Source organism: Massilia yuzhufengensis (assembly GCF_900112225.1).
In the GTDB taxonomy this organism is placed as follows: Bacteria; Pseudomonadota; Gammaproteobacteria; order Burkholderiales; family Burkholderiaceae_D; genus Telluria; species Telluria yuzhufengensis.
On the sequence record NZ_FOLD01000024.1, the window covers coordinates 77,039 to 92,526 of the forward strand.

16 protein-coding genes and 3 tRNA genes are annotated in these 15,488 nt (G+C 64.1%); 9 read left to right on the plus strand and 10 right to left on the minus strand.

The window, feature by feature from the left end; translation table 11 throughout:
• Positions 1-19 precede the first annotated feature (19 nt).
• From BM031_RS18185 to BM031_RS18220, 8 genes are all read right to left on the minus strand, one after another.
• Positions 20-96, minus strand: a tRNA-Asp gene (locus tag BM031_RS18185).
• Between the two features lie 19 nt (positions 97-115).
• A tRNA-Asp gene (locus BM031_RS18190) sits at positions 116-192 on the minus strand.
• Between the two features lie 46 nt (positions 193-238).
• On the minus strand, positions 239-511 hold the full coding sequence (locus tag BM031_RS18195) for an HU family DNA-binding protein (RefSeq protein WP_091875983.1): 273 nt from the start codon (positions 509-511) through the stop codon (positions 239-241).
• A 356-nt stretch (positions 512-867) separates the two neighbouring features.
• Positions 868-3,276 carry an endopeptidase La gene (lon, locus tag BM031_RS18200; RefSeq protein WP_091875984.1) on the minus strand — a complete coding sequence of 803 codons (2,409 nt, stop codon included), beginning with the start codon at positions 3,274-3,276 and terminating at the stop codon, positions 868-870.
• Positions 3,277-3,543: 267 nt separating this feature from the next.
• Positions 3,544-4,812, minus strand: a complete 1,269-nt coding sequence (gene clpX, locus BM031_RS18205; RefSeq protein WP_091875985.1) for an ATP-dependent Clp protease ATP-binding subunit ClpX — start codon at positions 4,810-4,812, stop codon at positions 3,544-3,546.
• 147 nt (positions 4,813-4,959) lie between these two features.
• On the minus strand, positions 4,960-5,577 hold the full coding sequence (gene clpP / locus BM031_RS18210; RefSeq protein ID WP_091875986.1) for an ATP-dependent Clp endopeptidase proteolytic subunit ClpP: 618 nt from the start codon (positions 5,575-5,577) through the stop codon (positions 4,960-4,962).
• Between the two features lie 67 nt (positions 5,578-5,644).
• Positions 5,645-6,985 carry a trigger factor gene (gene tig, locus BM031_RS18215; protein WP_091875987.1) on the minus strand — a complete coding sequence of 447 codons (1,341 nt, stop codon included), beginning with the start codon at positions 6,983-6,985 and terminating at the stop codon, positions 5,645-5,647.
• A gap of 31 nt (positions 6,986-7,016) precedes the next feature.
• Positions 7,017-7,103, minus strand: a tRNA-Leu gene (locus tag BM031_RS18220).
• Between the two features lie 464 nt (positions 7,104-7,567).
• Here BM031_RS18220 and hpnC point away from each other — a divergent pair.
• The 6 genes from hpnC (at position 7,568) to BM031_RS18245 (ending at position 12,481) form a co-directional block, all read left to right on the plus strand.
• Entirely contained in the window at positions 7,568-8,377 is an 810-nt protein-coding gene (gene hpnC, locus BM031_RS18225; RefSeq protein ID WP_091875988.1) for a squalene synthase HpnC, read from the plus strand.
• An 80-nt stretch (positions 8,378-8,457) separates the two neighbouring features.
• Positions 8,458-9,291, plus strand: a complete 834-nt coding sequence (gene hpnD / locus BM031_RS18230) for a presqualene diphosphate synthase HpnD (protein WP_091875989.1) — start codon at positions 8,458-8,460, stop codon at positions 9,289-9,291.
• Positions 9,278-10,681 carry a hydroxysqualene dehydroxylase HpnE gene (gene hpnE, locus BM031_RS18235; RefSeq protein WP_091875990.1) on the plus strand — a complete coding sequence of 468 codons (1,404 nt, stop codon included), beginning with the start codon at positions 9,278-9,280 and terminating at the stop codon, positions 10,679-10,681. The genes hpnD and hpnE overlap by 14 nt, the downstream gene beginning before the upstream one ends.
• Positions 10,682-10,714: 33 nt before the next feature.
• The gene (locus BM031_RS25610; protein WP_177207810.1) at positions 10,715-10,867 is read left to right on the plus strand and encodes a hypothetical protein; all 153 of its coding nucleotides are present in this window, start codon (positions 10,715-10,717) and stop codon (positions 10,865-10,867) included.
• 14 nt (positions 10,868-10,881) lie between these two features.
• Positions 10,882-11,673 (plus strand): DUF1700 domain-containing protein, encoded by a 792-nt coding sequence (locus BM031_RS18240; protein WP_091875991.1) that lies wholly within the window; start codon positions 10,882-10,884, stop codon positions 11,671-11,673.
• Position 11,674: 1 nt separating this feature from the next.
• Positions 11,675-12,481, plus strand: coding sequence for a GIN domain-containing protein (locus tag BM031_RS18245; RefSeq protein ID WP_091875992.1), 807 nt, complete (start codon positions 11,675-11,677; stop codon positions 12,479-12,481).
• On the opposite strand, the gene BM031_RS18250 is transcribed toward BM031_RS18245, so the two are convergent.
• Positions 12,465-13,718, minus strand: coding sequence for a TIGR03862 family flavoprotein (locus BM031_RS18250; protein ID WP_091875993.1), 1,254 nt, complete (start codon positions 13,716-13,718; stop codon positions 12,465-12,467). The genes BM031_RS18245 and BM031_RS18250 overlap by 17 nt on opposite strands.
• A gap of 135 nt (positions 13,719-13,853) precedes the next feature.
• Between BM031_RS18250 and BM031_RS18255 the strand changes: the two genes are divergently transcribed.
• The 3 genes from BM031_RS18255 to BM031_RS18265 are packed head-to-tail and all read left to right on the plus strand — an operon-like array spanning position 13,854 to position 15,180.
• Entirely contained in the window at positions 13,854-14,240 is a 387-nt protein-coding gene (locus BM031_RS18255; RefSeq protein ID WP_091875994.1) for a hypothetical protein, read from the plus strand.
• Positions 14,237-14,440 (plus strand): helix-turn-helix transcriptional regulator, encoded by a 204-nt coding sequence (locus BM031_RS18260; protein WP_091875995.1) that lies wholly within the window; start codon positions 14,237-14,239, stop codon positions 14,438-14,440. The genes BM031_RS18255 and BM031_RS18260 overlap by 4 nt, the downstream gene beginning before the upstream one ends.
• Positions 14,437-15,180: an alpha/beta fold hydrolase gene (locus tag BM031_RS18265; protein ID WP_091875996.1), complete on the plus strand. Its 744-nt coding sequence runs from the start codon at positions 14,437-14,439 to the stop codon at positions 15,178-15,180. The genes BM031_RS18260 and BM031_RS18265 overlap by 4 nt, the downstream gene beginning before the upstream one ends.
• Before the next feature lie 122 nt (positions 15,181-15,302).
• On the opposite strand, the gene BM031_RS25795 is transcribed toward BM031_RS18265, so the two are convergent.
• A partial coding sequence (locus tag BM031_RS25795; RefSeq protein WP_218147623.1) for a hypothetical protein occupies positions 15,303-15,488 on the minus strand: 186 nt, incomplete at its 5' end.

The window sequence follows — 15,488 nt, forward strand, 5'->3', positions numbered from 1 at the left end:
CCGGGTACGACTTGAATTCTGGCGGAGCGGACGGGACTCGAACCCGCGACCCCCGGCGTGACAGGCCGGTATTCTAACCAACTGAACTACCGCTCCAGAATAATGTTGCAAATGTTGGCGGAGCGGACGGGGCTCGAACCCGCGACCCCCGGCGTGACAGGCCGGTATTCTAACCAACTGAACTACCGCTCCAACAAGACTTACTTCACTTCATCTGCATGTCACTGCAGAGAAGGCATTAGTTTACAGCATCTTTCAGAGCTTTACCAGCCTTAAATTTCGGAACCTTCGCAGCCTTGATCTTGATGGGTTCCTTGGTGCGCGGATCGCGGCCGGTGCGTGCGGCGCGATCGCCCACGGTGAAGGTGCCGAAGCCGACCAGCGTGACGCTGTCGTTCTTCTTCAGGCTCTCGGTCACGGCGATGATCATCGCGTCGAGTGCACGCGTCGCCGAGGCCTTGGTAATGTCCGCGGACTTCGCGATTTCTTCGATCAGTTCTGTCTTGTTCACTCTAACCCTCGTTTATTCATCGGGCGCTTCGCGCGCCTGCATGCAAAAGTGCAAGCGCGTATTAAACAAGGGCAACATTGGTCTGTCAAGCAACATGCGGTATGGGTGGAGGTTTGTATGCATATCGCACGGGTTTTTTTGGGATGCGTTATCGGGATGCGACGGAATTGGGTTCCGGCCTTCACCGGAACGACGTCGCTTATGTGCCTCGATGGTCCGCACGTTACCGGCTTCGACCCTGCCGTCGCACTGAAAACCGTCGTCCCGGCGAAGGCCGGGACCCAATTTTGCACGCAAACCACCAGCCCAAAAAAACAGGCGCCACGAGGGCGCCTGTTCCATCGATCAAGCAACGATCAGTGCTTCACCACTTCCTGCTGCCCTTCCGCCACCGCCGGCGTCACCGCCACCGCCGGCGCCGGGACGTCGACGATCGGTTCCGGCTGGCGTTCAAGCGCCACTTCCAGCACCTTCTCGATCCAGCGCACCGGCACGATCTCGAGCTTGTTCTTGACGTTGTCCGGGATCTCGGCCAGGTCCTTCACGTTCTGCTCGGGGATCAGGACCGTCTTGATGCCGCCGCGGTGCGCCGCCAGCAGCTTTTCCTTCAGGCCGCCAATCGGCAGTACTTCGCCGCGCAAGGTGATCTCGCCCGTCATCGCCACGTCCGCGCGCACCGGGATGCCGGTGAATGCCGACACCAGCGCGGTGGTCATGCCAATACCTGCCGACGGACCATCCTTTGGCGTCGCGCCTTCCGGCACGTGGATGTGGATGTCGGTCTTCTCGAAGGCCTCGGCCTTGATGCCGAAGCGCTGGGCACGCGAACGAACCACCGTGCGCGCCGCTTCGATCGATTCCTTCATCACGTCGCCCAGGGTGCCGGTGCGGATGATCGCGCCCTTGCCCGGCACGTTGACCGCTTCGATGGTCAGCAGGTCGCCGCCCACTTCGGTCCAGGCAAGACCCACCACCTGGCCAACCTGGTTTTCCTTCTCGGCCACGCCGAAATCGTAGCGGCGCACGCCCAGGAACTTGTCCAGGTTCTTGCCGTTGACGATCACGCGCTTCTCGGATTTCTTCAGCAGCAGCATCTTGACGACCTTGCGGCAGATCTTCGAGATTTCACGCTCGAGCGAACGCACACCGGCTTCACGGGTGAAGTAGCGGATGATGTCGCGGATCGCGGATTCCTCGATCTTGATCTCTTCCTCGCGCAGGCCGTTGTTCTTGATCTGCTTCGGCAGCAGGTAGCGCTGCGCGATGCTGGTCTTTTCGTCCTCGGTGTAACCCGACAGGCGGATCACTTCCATGCGGTCCAGCAGCGCCGGCGGGATGTTGTACGAGTTCGAGGTCGCCACGAACATCACGTCCGACAAGTCGAAGTCCACTTCCACGTAGTGGTCGCTGAAGGTGTGGTTCTGCGCCGGGTCCAGCACTTCCAGCAGGGCCGACGACGGATCGCCGCGGAAGTCCGCGCCCATCTTGTCGATCTCGTCCAGCAGGAACAGCGGGTTGCGCACGCCAACTTTCGCCAGCGACTGCAGCACCTTGCCCGGCATCGAGCCGATGTAGGTGCGGCGGTGGCCGCGGATCTCGGCCTCGTCGCGCACGCCGCCGAGCGCCATGCGCACGTACTTGCGGTTGGTGGCGCGGGCGATCGACTCGCCCAGGGACGTTTTACCCACGCCCGGAGGGCCGACGAAGCACAGGATCGGGGCCTTGAGCTTGTCGACGCGCTGTTGCACCGCGAGATATTCCAGGATGCGCTCTTTAATCTTGTCCAGGCCATAGTGGTCGGACTCGAGCACTTGCTGGGCCTTCTCGAGGTCGATGGTGACTTTCGACTTCTTCTTCCATGGCAGCGACACCAGGGTGTCGATGTAGTTGCGCACCACGGTGGCTTCGGCCGACATCGGCGACATCATCTTGAGTTTCTTGATCTCGGCCTGCGCCTTTTCCATCGCCTCTTTCGGCATCTTGGCGGCGATCACCTTCTTCTCGAGCTCTTCGATGTCGGCGCCATCTTCACCTTCACCGAGTTCCTTCTGGATGGCCTTGACCTGCTCGTTCAGGTAGTACTCGCGCTGCGACTTTTCCATCTGGCGCTTGACGCGGCCACGGATGCGCTTCTCGACCTGCAGGATGTCCAGTTCGCCTTCCAGCTGGCCGAGCAGGTGCTCAAGGCGCTTGGTGACGTTGAAGATCTCCAGGATGACCTGCTTCTGCTCGAGCTTGAGCGGCAGGTGGGCGGCGACGGTGTCGGCCAGGCGGCCGGCGTCGTCGATGCCGGCCAGCGAAGCGAGGATCTCGGGCGGGATTTTCTTGTTCAGTTTGACGTACTGGTCGAACTGCTGGACGATGGCGCGGCGCATGGCCTCGACTTCGGAATCGTCGCCGATTTCCGATTCGACCGGGGTCAGTTCGGCGGTGAAATGGGTGGCGCCATCGGTGATCTGATCGATGCGCGCGCGCTGGGCGCCTTCGACCAGGACCTTCACGGTACCGTCAGGCAGCTTCAGCATCTGCAGGATATTGGCCACGCAGCCGATCTCGTAGATATCCGAGGCCGATGGTTCGTCCTTGGCGGCAGCCTTTTGGGCGGCCAGCATGATGCTCTTGCCCTGCTCCATCGCGGCTTCGAGCGCCTTGATGGACTTTGGACGGCCGACGAACAGAGGTATCACCATATGAGGGAACACGACCACGTCGCGCAGCGGCAACAGTGGCAGCGTTGTTTGTTCGGTTAATTTCGAAGTTGTCATGGCATACCTTATAAAAGCGTGTTGCTGAACTTGGGCTCTCGCAGCGCAATCTCAAGGCCGCTTGCGAAAATATTTTCTACAAGTAAATGAATATCAATTTATTGAAAATATAGCCGTTCCAATAAAAGACTGCTTTTCAAATGAAAAAGCCACATCACGGGAGCACCCGCGAGTGGCTTTTCGATTGAAGCCGTTCTTTTATATGAAGTAGTGTACCTTCAAGAATCCGTACGGCAAGACTTTTGTTGCAAGCGTGCAGGGGTTTTTTTAATTTTCCCCAGATGCCTTTGGAGTTTCACTGTAAATCAGCAAAGGTTTGGCGGCATTCGTGATCGAATTTTCATCGATAACGACTTTCACCACGTTTTGCTGGCTCGGCAATTCGTACATGACGTCGAGCAGTGCGTGTTCCAGGATCGAACGCAGGCCACGTGCGCCGGTCTTGCGCGCCAGCGCCTTGCGGGCGATCGCGTGCAGGGCCGCAGGACGTATTTCGAGCTCGGCGCCTTCCATTTCAAGCAGCTTCGAGTACTGTTTGATCAGCGCGTTCTTTGGCTCGATCAGGATCTGGATCAAGGCTTCTTCAGTCAGCTCGTTCAGCGTGGCGACCACCGGCAGGCGGCCGACCAGTTCGGGGATGAGGCCGAACTTGATCAGGTCTTCCGGCTCGGCGTCCATCATGATTTCGCTGGCCGCGCGCTCGGTCTGGCTCTTGACCGTGGCCGCGAAACCGATGCCGCTCTTTTCGGAGCGGTTCTGGATGATCTTGGCCAGGCCGTCGAAGGCGCCGCCGCAGATGAACATGATGTTGGTCGTGTCGATCTGGACGAAGTCCTGGTTGGGGTGCTTGCGCCCGCCCTGCGGCGGCACCGAGGCCATGGTGCCCTCGATGAGCTTGAGCAGCGCCTGCTGCACGCCCTCGCCCGAGACGTCGCGCGTGATCGACGGATTGTCGGACTTGCGCGAAATCTTGTCGATCTCGTCGATGTAGACGATGCCGCGCTGGGCCTTTTCCACTTCGTAGTTGCAGCTCTGCAGCAGCTTCTGGATGATGTTCTCGACGTCTTCGCCGACATAGCCGGCTTCGGTCAGCGTGGTCGCATCGGCGATCACGAACGGGACGTTGAGCATGCGCGCCAGGGTCTGGGCCAGCAGGGTCTTGCCGGAACCGGTCGGGCCGACGAGCAGGATGTTGCTCTTGGCCAGTTCGATGTCGTCCTTCTTGCCCAGGTGCTTGAGGCGCTTGTAGTGGTTGTACACCGCCACCGACAGGATGCGCTTGGCCGTTTGCTGGCCGATCACGTACTGGTCGAGCAGTTCGGTGATTTCGTGCGGAGTCGGCAGGTCGGACTTGGCGCCCGCCACCGATTCGACGTTGGATGTCTCGTCGCGGATGATGTCGTTGCACAGGTCGATGCATTCATCGCAGATGAACACCGACGGTCCCGCGATCAGCTTCTTGACTTCGTGCTGGCTCTTTCCGCAGAACGAGCAGTACAGAAGTTTTTCGCCGCTGGAGGATTTTTTGTCAGACATGGGGCAGGTTATCTATAAAGTTGCTTGAATATAACGCTAATACGAAGGCGCAACAAGTGCGCACACGAACATGCTACCCGAAATAAAAACGAAACGCCCGAACGTCGTTTCGCCCGGGCGTTTTTTGGCAACATCTTGTGGGTTGCTTCAAGCGCGGTTGGTGAGGACCCTGTCGATCAGGCCATATTCCACCGACTCTTCGGCCGACATGAAACGGTCGCGGTCAGTGTCTTTGTGGATCTGTTCGATCGTCTGGCCGGTGTTGTCGGCCATGATGCGGGCCAGGCGCTCGCGCAGGTACAGGATTTCCTTGGCCTGGATTTCGATGTCCGAAGCCATGCCCTGCGAACCACCGGAAGGCTGGTGGATCATGACGCGCGAGTTCGGCAGCGAGAAGCGCTTGCCCTTGGCGCCGGCGGCCAGCAGGAAGGCGCCCATCGAGGCCGCCAGGCCGGTGCACAGCGTGGAGACGTCCGGCTTGATGAAGTTCATCGTGTCGAAGATCGCCAGGCCGGCCGAAACCGAACCACCAGGCGAGTTGATGTAGAGCGAAATATCCTTGTCCGGATTTTCGCTTTCCAGGAACAGCATCTGGGCCACGATCAGGTTGGCCATCTGGTCGTTGACAGGGCCGACCAGGAAGATCACGCGTTCCTTGAGGAGGCGCGAATAGATGTCATAGGCGCGCTCGCCGCGACCGCTTTGCTCGACGACCATCGGCACGAGGCCGAGGGCTTGGGTATCCAATGCCGGATTATGAATCATACCTGTCTCGTTCCTTGTAAAAAGAGGCTAGAGAAAAAGCCGGCCCTTGCGGGCCGGTGTTTTGGTCTTAGCCCTGTGGGTTGCTACCCATCAGTTCATCGAAAGCGATGGTCTTGGAACCGACCTTCGCCTTGCCGAGGACATAGTTGACGACGTTTTCTTCCAAAACAAGTGCTTCGACTTCGGCCAGACGGCGGCGGTCGCTGTAATAGTACTTCAGGACTTCTTTCGGGTCTTCGTAGCTTTGCGAGAAGTCTTCGATCTGGGCTTTGACCTGTTCCTGGGTTGCTTGCAGTTTGTTGTCCTCAACCAGCTGCGACAGGATCAGGCCCAGGCGCACGCGGCGCTCGGCCTTGTCGGCGAACATCTCGGCCGGGAACGGCATCGACTTGACATCCATGCCACGCTGCATCATGTCCTGGCGGGTCATGTCGGCCAGGCGCTCCGAATCCTGCTGGATCATGGCTTTCGGCACTTCCAGCTCGGTCGACTTGACCAGCGCGTCCATCACGGCTTCCTTGTTGCGGGCCTTGACGCGGGCGGTGACTTCACGCTCGAGGTTGGTCTTGATGTCTTCGCGCATCTTGTCGATGGCGCCATCTTCGATGCCCAGCGAACGCGCGAACTCGGCGTCGACTTCCGGCATGTGGGCCCACTCGAGCTTTTGCAGGGTGATGGTGAAGTCGGCGGTTTTGCCGGCGACGTCTTTACCGTGGTAATCCTCTGGGAAGGCCAGCGGGAAGGTCTTGCTCTCGCCGACTTTCAGGCCGACGGTCGCTGCTTCGAATTCCGGCAGCATGCGGCCTTCGCCCAGCACGAAGGTATAGGCTTCGGCTTTGCCGCCCGGGAATTCTTCGCCGTCGATCTTGCCGACGAAGTCGACAGTGACGCGGTCGCCTTCGGCTGCGACCGGCTCGCCGCCGTCGCCGTGCTCGCCTGCCTCACCCTTGGTGTGGTAGTGCACGCGCTGCTTGCGCAGGATGTCGATGGTCTTGTCGATTTCGGCGTCGGTGACGTCGGCAGCGACGGTTTCGACTTCGACGGTGGCCAGGTCGCCGATCACGACGTCCGGATAGACTTCGAAGGTCGCGTCGAATTCGAGCACGCCTTCAGGGGCGTCCTGCTTCGGTTCGATTTTCGGGAAGCCGGCAACGCGCAGCTGGTTCTCGTTGGCGGCTTCGTTGAACGCGCGGCCGACTTTGTCGTTCAGCACGTCCGATTCGATCTGGTAGCCATATTGCGCCGCGACCATTTTGAGCGGCACTTTGCCTGGGCGGAAGCCCGGAGCCTTAGCCGTCTTGGCCTGCTTCTTGAGGCGCTTCTCGACCTCGTTACGGACGTCAGCTACCGGAAAAGAGATCGTCAGGCGACGTTCGAGTTTACCCAGGGTTTCGACTGCAGTTGCCATTATAAAAATCGTCCAAAAAAATAATTATTCGTGGTGCGAGGAGGGGGACTCGAACCCCCACACCATTGCTGGCGTCAGGACCTAAACCTGGTGCGTCTACCAATTTCGCCATCCTCGCGCAGGATTGCATTTTCTGCCACAAAAACAAAGGGCGCCCGACAGTGAAACCGGCCGCCCTGCACTCCTCTGTTTAGGGGCTACAACTTCAATCGATTATTTTACTGGATTTTCTGTCACTATTGGGCGGTTTTTTGCTGGGTGTGCGGGTGCAGGGAGCTCATCTATATAGACGCAATGCTTGCATGACTACATGCATATGCCTCAATTGTTACCCCTAGCATCGTCGTTCCGGCGCAGGCCGGAACCCAATTTCGTCGCGTCACGTTAGCCGGTGCACGCAAGCGGTCGCGGCACATTATATGAAATTGGGTCCCGGCCTGCGCCGGGACGACGTTGGTGAGGGTGGGGTGGCGGATAAGGAAGGCGAATTCGGAAGCGCCACCTGTCGAGTTAGGGTATTTGTTATTGAGCAATTATAATTCTCCAAACATAGAAGAACCTGGCGCCAGCGTCATCCCCACCATGCCCGTCGAGCACTACGAGAATTTTCCCGTCGCCTCCTTCCTGCTGCCGCGCCGCCTGGTGCCGGCCGTCGAAGCGATCTACGCCTTCGCCCGCAGCGCCGACGACATCGCCGACGAGGGCGGCGCCACGCCGCCCGAACGCCTGGCCGAGCTGGAACGCTACGGCAATGAACTCCAGGCCATCGAACGCGGCCAGGTCCCGGCCGACCCGCTGTTTTCCCGCCTGGCCGCCGTCGTCACCGCATACGGCCTGCCGCTCGCGCCGATGCACGACCTGCTGTCCGCCTTCCGCCAGGACGTGCTCACCACCCGCTACGCCGACTACACCGCCCTGCTCGACTACTGCCGCCGCTCGGCCAACCCGGTCGGGCGCCTGATGCTGGAACTGTACCAGGCCGTGGACGAGCGCAACCTGCAGGATTCCGACGCGATCTGCACCGCCCTGCAGCTGATTAACTTCTGGCAGGACGTGGCGATCGACCTGGCCAAGGGCCGCATCTACCTGCCGCAGGAAGACCTGGAGCGCCATGGCGTGACCGAAGCGGAGCTGGCCGCCACGCCGTCCAGCCCGGCCTGGCGTTCGCTGATGCGCTTCGAGGTCGAGCGCGCCCGCGCCCTGATGTTGGGCGGCGCGCCGCTGGTGCGCCGGCTGCCAGGACGCATCGGCTGGGAATTGCGGCTGATGGTGCAGGGAGGCCTGCGCATCCTGGAAGCCATCGAGCGCGCCGATTTCGACGTGTTCGGACGCCGCCCGACGCTGGCGCCGGCCGACTGGATCGTGGTCGGCTGGCGCGCGCTGCGCATGTAGCGGCGCCTGCCCTCGCGCCCCCTGCCCCGGATCGGCTAAGATAGCGGGTTCGCTCCATCACACCAACAGCAATCAGACCCATGTCTCCCGACGAATACTGCCAGCAAAAGACCGTCCAGAGCGGCTCCAGCTTCTACTACAGCTTCCTGTTCCTGCCCGCGGAGCGCCGCCGCGCGATCACCGCGCTGTACGCCTTCTGCCGCGAAGTCGACGACACCGTCGACGAGACCTCCGACAGCTCGGTGGCGCGCATCAAGCTGGCCTGGTGGCGCACCGAGATCGCGAACATGTATAAGGGCGCGCCCACGCACCCGGTGACCAAGGCGCTGGCGCCGCACATCGCACCCTATGGGCTCGAAGAGCAGCACCTGCAGGCGATCATCGACGGCATGGAGATGGACCTCGACCAGAGCCGCTACCTCGACTACCCCGGCCTGCAACGCTATTGCTGGCGGGTCGCGGGCGTGGTCGGCATCCTGTCGGCCAGCATCTTCGGCCATTCCAACCCGCAGACCCTGGCCTATGCCGAGAAGCTCGGCCTGGCCTTCCAGCTCACCAACATCATCCGCGACGTCGGCGACGACGCGCGCAAGGGCCGCATCTACCTGCCGGTCAACGAATTGCAGCAGTTCGGCGTCACCGCCGCCGACATCCTGAATTTCCGCCACAGCGAGAAATTCGAAGCGCTGATGCAGTTCCAGGCCGAGCGCGCCCAGGGCGTGTACGACGAGGCCATGGCGCTGCTGCCGAAGGAAGACCGGCGCGCCCAGCGTCCCGGCCTGATGATGTCGGCCATTTATCGCACCCTGCTGGGCGAGATCCAGCGCGACGGTTTCCACGTGCTGAACCAGCGCATCTCGCTCACGCCGCTGCGCAAGCTGTGGCTGGCCTGGAAGACCTATGTCCGCACCTGAGGGCGGCTTGCGGGTCGCCGTCGCCGGCGGCGGCTGGGCCGGCTGCGCCGCGGCCGTCGAGCTGGCGCGCGCGGGCGCCCAGGTCACGCTGGTCGAGAGCGCGCGCACGCTGGGCGGGCGGGCGCGCGGCGTCGAGGTGCACGGCGCGCAGGTCGACAACGGCCAGCACATCCTGCTGGGCGCCTACGCCGCCACCCTGCGCCTGCTGGTCGACGTCGGCATCGACCCGGACGCGGCCCTCCTGCGCCTGCCCGTGCAGATGCGCTACCCCGAGGGCAGCGGCGGCATGGAGTTCGTCGCGCCGCGCTGGCCGGCGCCGCTGCACCTGTTGGGCGCGCTGCTGCGCGCGAAGGGATTGGGACGCGCCGACAAGCTCGCCCTGGCCCGCTTCAACAGCGCCGCGCGCTGGATGGGCTGGGTGCTCTACCAGGACTGCACGGTGGACGAACTGCTGGCGCGCTTCGACCAGACCCCGCGCCTGAACCGCCTGCTGTGGCATCCGCTGTGCATCGCCGCGCTCAATACCCCGCCGTCGCGCGCGTCGGCCAAGGTGTTCCTGGCCGTGCTGCGCGACAGCCTGGGCGCCAAGCGCCGCGCCGCCTCGGACATGCTGCTGCCGCGCCTGGACATGGGCGCCCTGTTCCCGCAGGCCGCCGCGCGCCTTGTCGAACGACACGGCGGCGCGGTGCGCACCGGCGTGCGGCTCGACGCCCTGGCACGCGTGGATGAAGGGTGGCAGTTGACGCTGTCCGGCCAGGACGCGCTGTTCGATGCGGTGGTGCTGGCCACGCCCGCCCCGCAGACGGCGGCGCTGCTGGCCCCGCACGACCCCGCCCTGGCCAGCCGGCTGCACGCCTTCGAGCACGAGCCGATCGCCACCTGCTACCTGCAATACGACCCTTCGGTGCGCCTGGACCTGCCGTTCTACGCCTTGCTGGACGACCCGGCCAGCGGGCGGTGGGGCCAGTTCGCCTTCGACCGCGGCCAGCTCGACGCAGCCCAGGCAGGGCTGCTGGCGGTCGTGGTCAGCGCCGCCGGCGCCGCCGCCGAACTGGACCAGCACGCGCTGGCGGCCGGCATTGCCGTCCAGCTGGCGCAGGACCTGCGGCTGCCCGCGCTGGCCACGCCCCAGTGGACCCGGGTGATTACCGAGAAGCGCGCGACCTTCTCCTGCACCCCTGGACTGGACCGCCCCGGCAACGACACCGCCCTGCCCGGCCTGGTGCTGGCGGGCGACTATACGGCCAGCGACTACCCGGCCACGCTGGAAACCGCGGTGCGCAGCGGCGTGTGCGCGGCGACGATTATCCGCGCCTATGGCACCCTGCCCCGCGAAAAGCGCAGCCTGTCGCACGCAGCTGGCACGGCGGGCCCGACTTCCGTAAGGTAGCAGCATCGAAACAGGTCTTGCGGATTGCACAACATGAACAACATCCAACTCGGTTTGCGTACCCTGGGCCTGATCGCCCTGGTGGTCTTCAGCACCGCCGTGCTGGTCAATCCGGAACTCATCGGCGGCTCGACCGGGTCGACCGCACTGGCGATCGGGTCGATTCCCGTCGTCGGCCACCACTGAATCAGGGCAGCAGCATGGGCAAACTGGAATATCTCGACGCGCTCAAGCGCGCCATGACGGGCCTGCCGCCGGAAACCCAGGCCAAGACCCTGGCGTGGTACGAGCAGCGCTTTGTCGACGGCGTCGCCGCCGGCCGCAGCGAAGCGAGCATCGCCGAGGAACTCGACGATCCGCGCAAGGTGGCGGTGACCCTGCGCGCCAGCGCCCACATGAACGCCTTCAACGAAAAGAAAAGCCCGGCCAATGCGGCGCGCATGATCGTCGCCGGCGCCGGCCTGCTGGTGTTCAACCTCTTCATGGCCATACCGGCCGCGGTGTATGCGGCGCTGCTGGTCGTGGTCTACGCCTGCGCGCTCGGCTTCTACGTGTCCGGCATCGCCATTACGGCCAGCGGCCTGGCCGGCGCCAATGAACTGGTGCTCAACAACCCGCTGCACCGGGTCGAGATTTCCGATTCGGGCGTGCGCACCGAAACCACCGAACCCGGGCGCACCCGCGTCTCGATCGGCGAACAGGGTATCCATGTGACCGAGGAAAAGGGGCCGCAGGACGCCACGCTGGACAACCCGGACGATGTCGCCAGTTCCTCGGTGGTGATCCGCCGCGCCGAAAAAGTCGCCGACACCGGCATCCAGATCACCACCGACATGGACGGCGAGTCGCGCACCACGCAGACCCTGTTCGGACTAGGGATGGTGTTCGGCGGGATCCTGCTGTTCCTGCTCTCGCTCGTCATCACCAAGTACACGGTCATCGGCGTGAAGCGCTACCTCAAGATGAACCTGTCGCTGCTGAAGGGGGCCTGAGATGCGCGGCCTGTTCAAAGTCGGTTTCAGCCTGCTGCTGCTGGCGCTGGTCCTCATCGGCCTGAGCTACGGCATGCTGCGCGCCAACGGCGTCGCCGCCGCTGCGGAAGGCCGCCAGGTGGCCAGCGAAACGCGCGAAGTGCCGGCCGGCGTCACCGCGATCGACCTGAACGGCCCGATCGACTTGACCCTGCGCTATGGCTCCTCGCCTTCGCTCAAGGTGCGCGGCGAATCGCGCCTGCTGGGCAATGTGGACGTCACCAAGGAAGGCGATATCCTGCACATCGGCATCCGTGGCATGGTGCTGCGCCACCGCCGCCCGCTGCAGGTCGAGCTGGTCCTGCCCAGCCTGTCCAGCGTGACCGTGGACGGCAGCGGCGAGAGCACCGTCAACGGCTTCTCCGGCGAGCGCATCGAGGTGCGCATGGAAGGTCCCGGCAGCCTGCGCTTCAATGGCCGCTTCCGCCAGGTCGAAGCGTCGCTCAGCGGCAGCGGCGAACTGGACCTGAACGGCGGCGCCGGCATCGAGCGCTTCGAGGCGGCCCTGAGCGGTTCGGGCGAAATGACGATCGTCGGCGCCACCCGCGAACTCGAAGCCACCGCCAGCGGCTCCGGCGAACTCGATGCGCGCCATCTGCGCGCCGCCACCGTCAAGGTGGGCCAGACCGGCTCGGGACGCAGCACCGTGCAAGCCCGCGAGAACGTGGCCGCCTCGATTTCCGGCAGCGGCGACATCGAGGTATTCGGCAACCCGGCCGAGCGCAGCATCAGCCGCACCGGCACCGGCAGCGTCACGTTTTCGGAATAGGCCCGAGCCAGGCTAGAACGTCGCGCCCGGCGGCGCGGCCGCTGCCGAAGCAGGCGGTCAGCAGGTAGCCGCCGGTCGGCGCTTCCCAGTCCATCATCTCCCCCGCCACGAACACCCCGGGCAGCGCGCGCAGCATCGCGCTGCCGCCCTCCAGGGCCTCGAAACATACCCCACCGGCGCTGCTGATGGCTTCGTCAATCGGGCGTGGACGGCGCAATACCACCGGCAGCGCTTTTAACGCGGCAGCCAGTGTCGCAGGGTCGGCATAGTCCTGCTTCGACAGGCATTCGTGCAGCAGGCCCGCTTTCACGCCCTTGATGCCGAGCCTGCCCTGCAGGTGGCTGGCCATCGAGCGCGAGCCGCGCGGATGCGCCACTTCCTGCGCCACGCGCGCGGCGTCGAGGTCGGGCAGGAGGTCGAGCCAGATCGTGGTGCTGCCGTGCTCCGTAATCTGGTCGCGCAGGGGCGCCGAGATCGCGTAGACCAGGCTACCCTCGACGCCGTTTTCGGTCACCACGAACTGGCCCTGGCGGCACTCCAGCGCGCCGTCGCGGCCGTGCCACGCGATGGCGACCGTGGTCAAGGGCGCGCCCGCGTACTTCTCCTTGATATGCGCGCTCCAGTCGACGTCGAAACCGCAGTTCGAGGGCTCCAGAGGTGCGACGTCCACCCCGCGCTCGACCAGCCACGGCACCCAGGCGCCATCGGAGCCGAGCCGCGCCCAGCTGCCGCCGCCCAGGGCCAGCACGGTGGCGTCGGCGTCCAGCAAGGTTTCGCCCTCGGGCGTGTCGAAGCGCAGGCGGCCGTCCTGCCAGCCCAGCCAGCGATGCCGCATGTGGAAGCGCACGCCCGCCTCGCGCAGGCGGTGCAGCCAGGCGCGCAGCAGCGGCGCGGCCTTCATATCGGTTGGGAACACGCGCCCGGAGCTACCGACAAAGGTGTCGATCCCCAAAGCATGGATCCACTCGCGCACGGCCTGCGGGTCGAAGCTCTCGAGCCAACGCGCCACGTCCGGCGCGCGCGCGCCGTAGCGGCGGCGAAAATCGGGCAAGGGCTCGGAATGCGTGATGTTCATGCCGCCCTTCCCGGCCAGCAGGAACTTGCGGCCTACGGACGCCATGGCGTCATACACGTCGACCTGCACACCGCTTGAAGCCAGCACTTCGGCCGCCATCAGGCCGGCGGGGCCGCCACCGATGATGGCGACGCGTGGCGGATGCGAGGGGGGCTGGGTCATGGCGCGGCTTCGGTTGGGAGGAGCGGAATTGTAGTCGAAATGCAGCCTGCGTAAAAATGTAAAGCAAGCTTGACATCACGGCATTTCGCGCCTACGATGTAAAGCATACTTTACTTTCATCTACTTGAGGACGCCATGTACCAGAAGCGCATCAATAACACCTATCTGCGCGAGATGCTCGGCGCGCTGGCCCTGTATTGCGCACTGCTGGTGTGCGCCATCCTGTTCGGCCGCCCGATGCAAGAAGGCGTGCTGCGCACCCTGGTGCTGGTCTCGCCCATGATCGGCTTCGGGCTGATGCTGTGGGCGATTGCGCGCCACATCGGGCGCGTCGACGAATACATCCGCCAGCTGCTGCTGGAATCGGTCGGCATCGGCGCCGGCATCACGGCCGGCCTGACCTTCACCTACGGCTTCCTCGAGAACGCCGGCTTTCCGCGCCTGTCGATGTTCTCGGTCTGGATGGTGATGTGCGGGGCCACCATGATCGGCTGCGCGCTGCGCAAGCTGGCGCGCCGATGAACAACCACATACGTGCCCTGCGGGCCGAGCGCGGCTGGAGCCAGGCCGAGCTGGCCGACATGCTTCAGGTCTCGCGCCAAAGCGTGAACGCGATCGAGACCGGCCGCTACGATCCCAGCCTGCCGCTCGCCTTCGCCATTGCCCGGCTGTTCGGCCAGCCCATCGAATCGATTTTCAACCCTGAACCGGAGACACCATGAAAGCAGCAGTCCTCTTTGCCCTGGCGCTCGGCGTCGCCACCCCGCTACAGGCAGCCGACCCGGCGCCCGCGGCCAACCGCTTCGCCATGCGCATCGCGCCGGCCGAAAGCTTCGACATCCAGGGCATGCTGGTCGAGCGCCATGGCCAGGGCGGCCGCCCGCTGGTGCTGGTTCCCGGCCTGTCCAGCGGCCCGTGGGTCTGGCAGGACCTGGTGCGGCGCTTGAGCAGCGAGCGCGCGGTCTACGTGGTGACGCTGCCGGGCTTCGACGGCCGCCCCGCCCCCACCGGGCCGGCGCTCGACGCGGCGCGCAGCGCCCTGAAGGAACTCATCACCGCGCGCCGGCTCGACAAACCGGTGCTGATCGGCCACAGCCTGGGCGGGGCACTGGCCTTCGCCGTGGCGCAGGACGTGCCGGCGCTGGTGGGCGGCGTCATCTCGCTCGACGGCCTGCCGGTGTTCCCCGGCACCGAAGCGCTGGCGCCCGAACAGCGTCCCATGATGGCGGCCGGCATGCGCCGCCGCATGGACGCCGCGCCGCCCGATGCCTACGCCGACCAGCAACGCCAGTACATGCGCAGCCAGGGCCTGGTCGACATGGCCAAGGCCGACGACCTGGCCGCGCTGGCCCTGCGCAGCGACCGCAACGCCGTGGGCAGCTACATGGCCGAACTGCTGGCGGCCGACCTGCGCCCCGGCCTGCCGAAGATTACCGCGCCGGTGCTGGTGCTGGTACCCTGATATGTATTGACCCGTCAAGCGTTTCGTTCTTTTTCCTGCTTTTCGCTCGTTTGGGACGTGACCCGTCAGGCGGCAGCCCAAAGGCACCGCAAATTGGCGGGGTATGGGCTGCAAGGCCCATGCTAAACCGCAGTATCCGTGGACTCCAAGTTAGCGTCCGGCGCGGCTGCCCGGTCATGCTCAATCGGTCCGATGAGCCGCGCCTGTAGACGTCTTACATGTTTGAGTGCCGGTGCATTATCCAATGCGCTTACAGCAGAACGGGCGGCGAAACGACGGTTGATCAGCCTGATATACGCGGGTTTTCG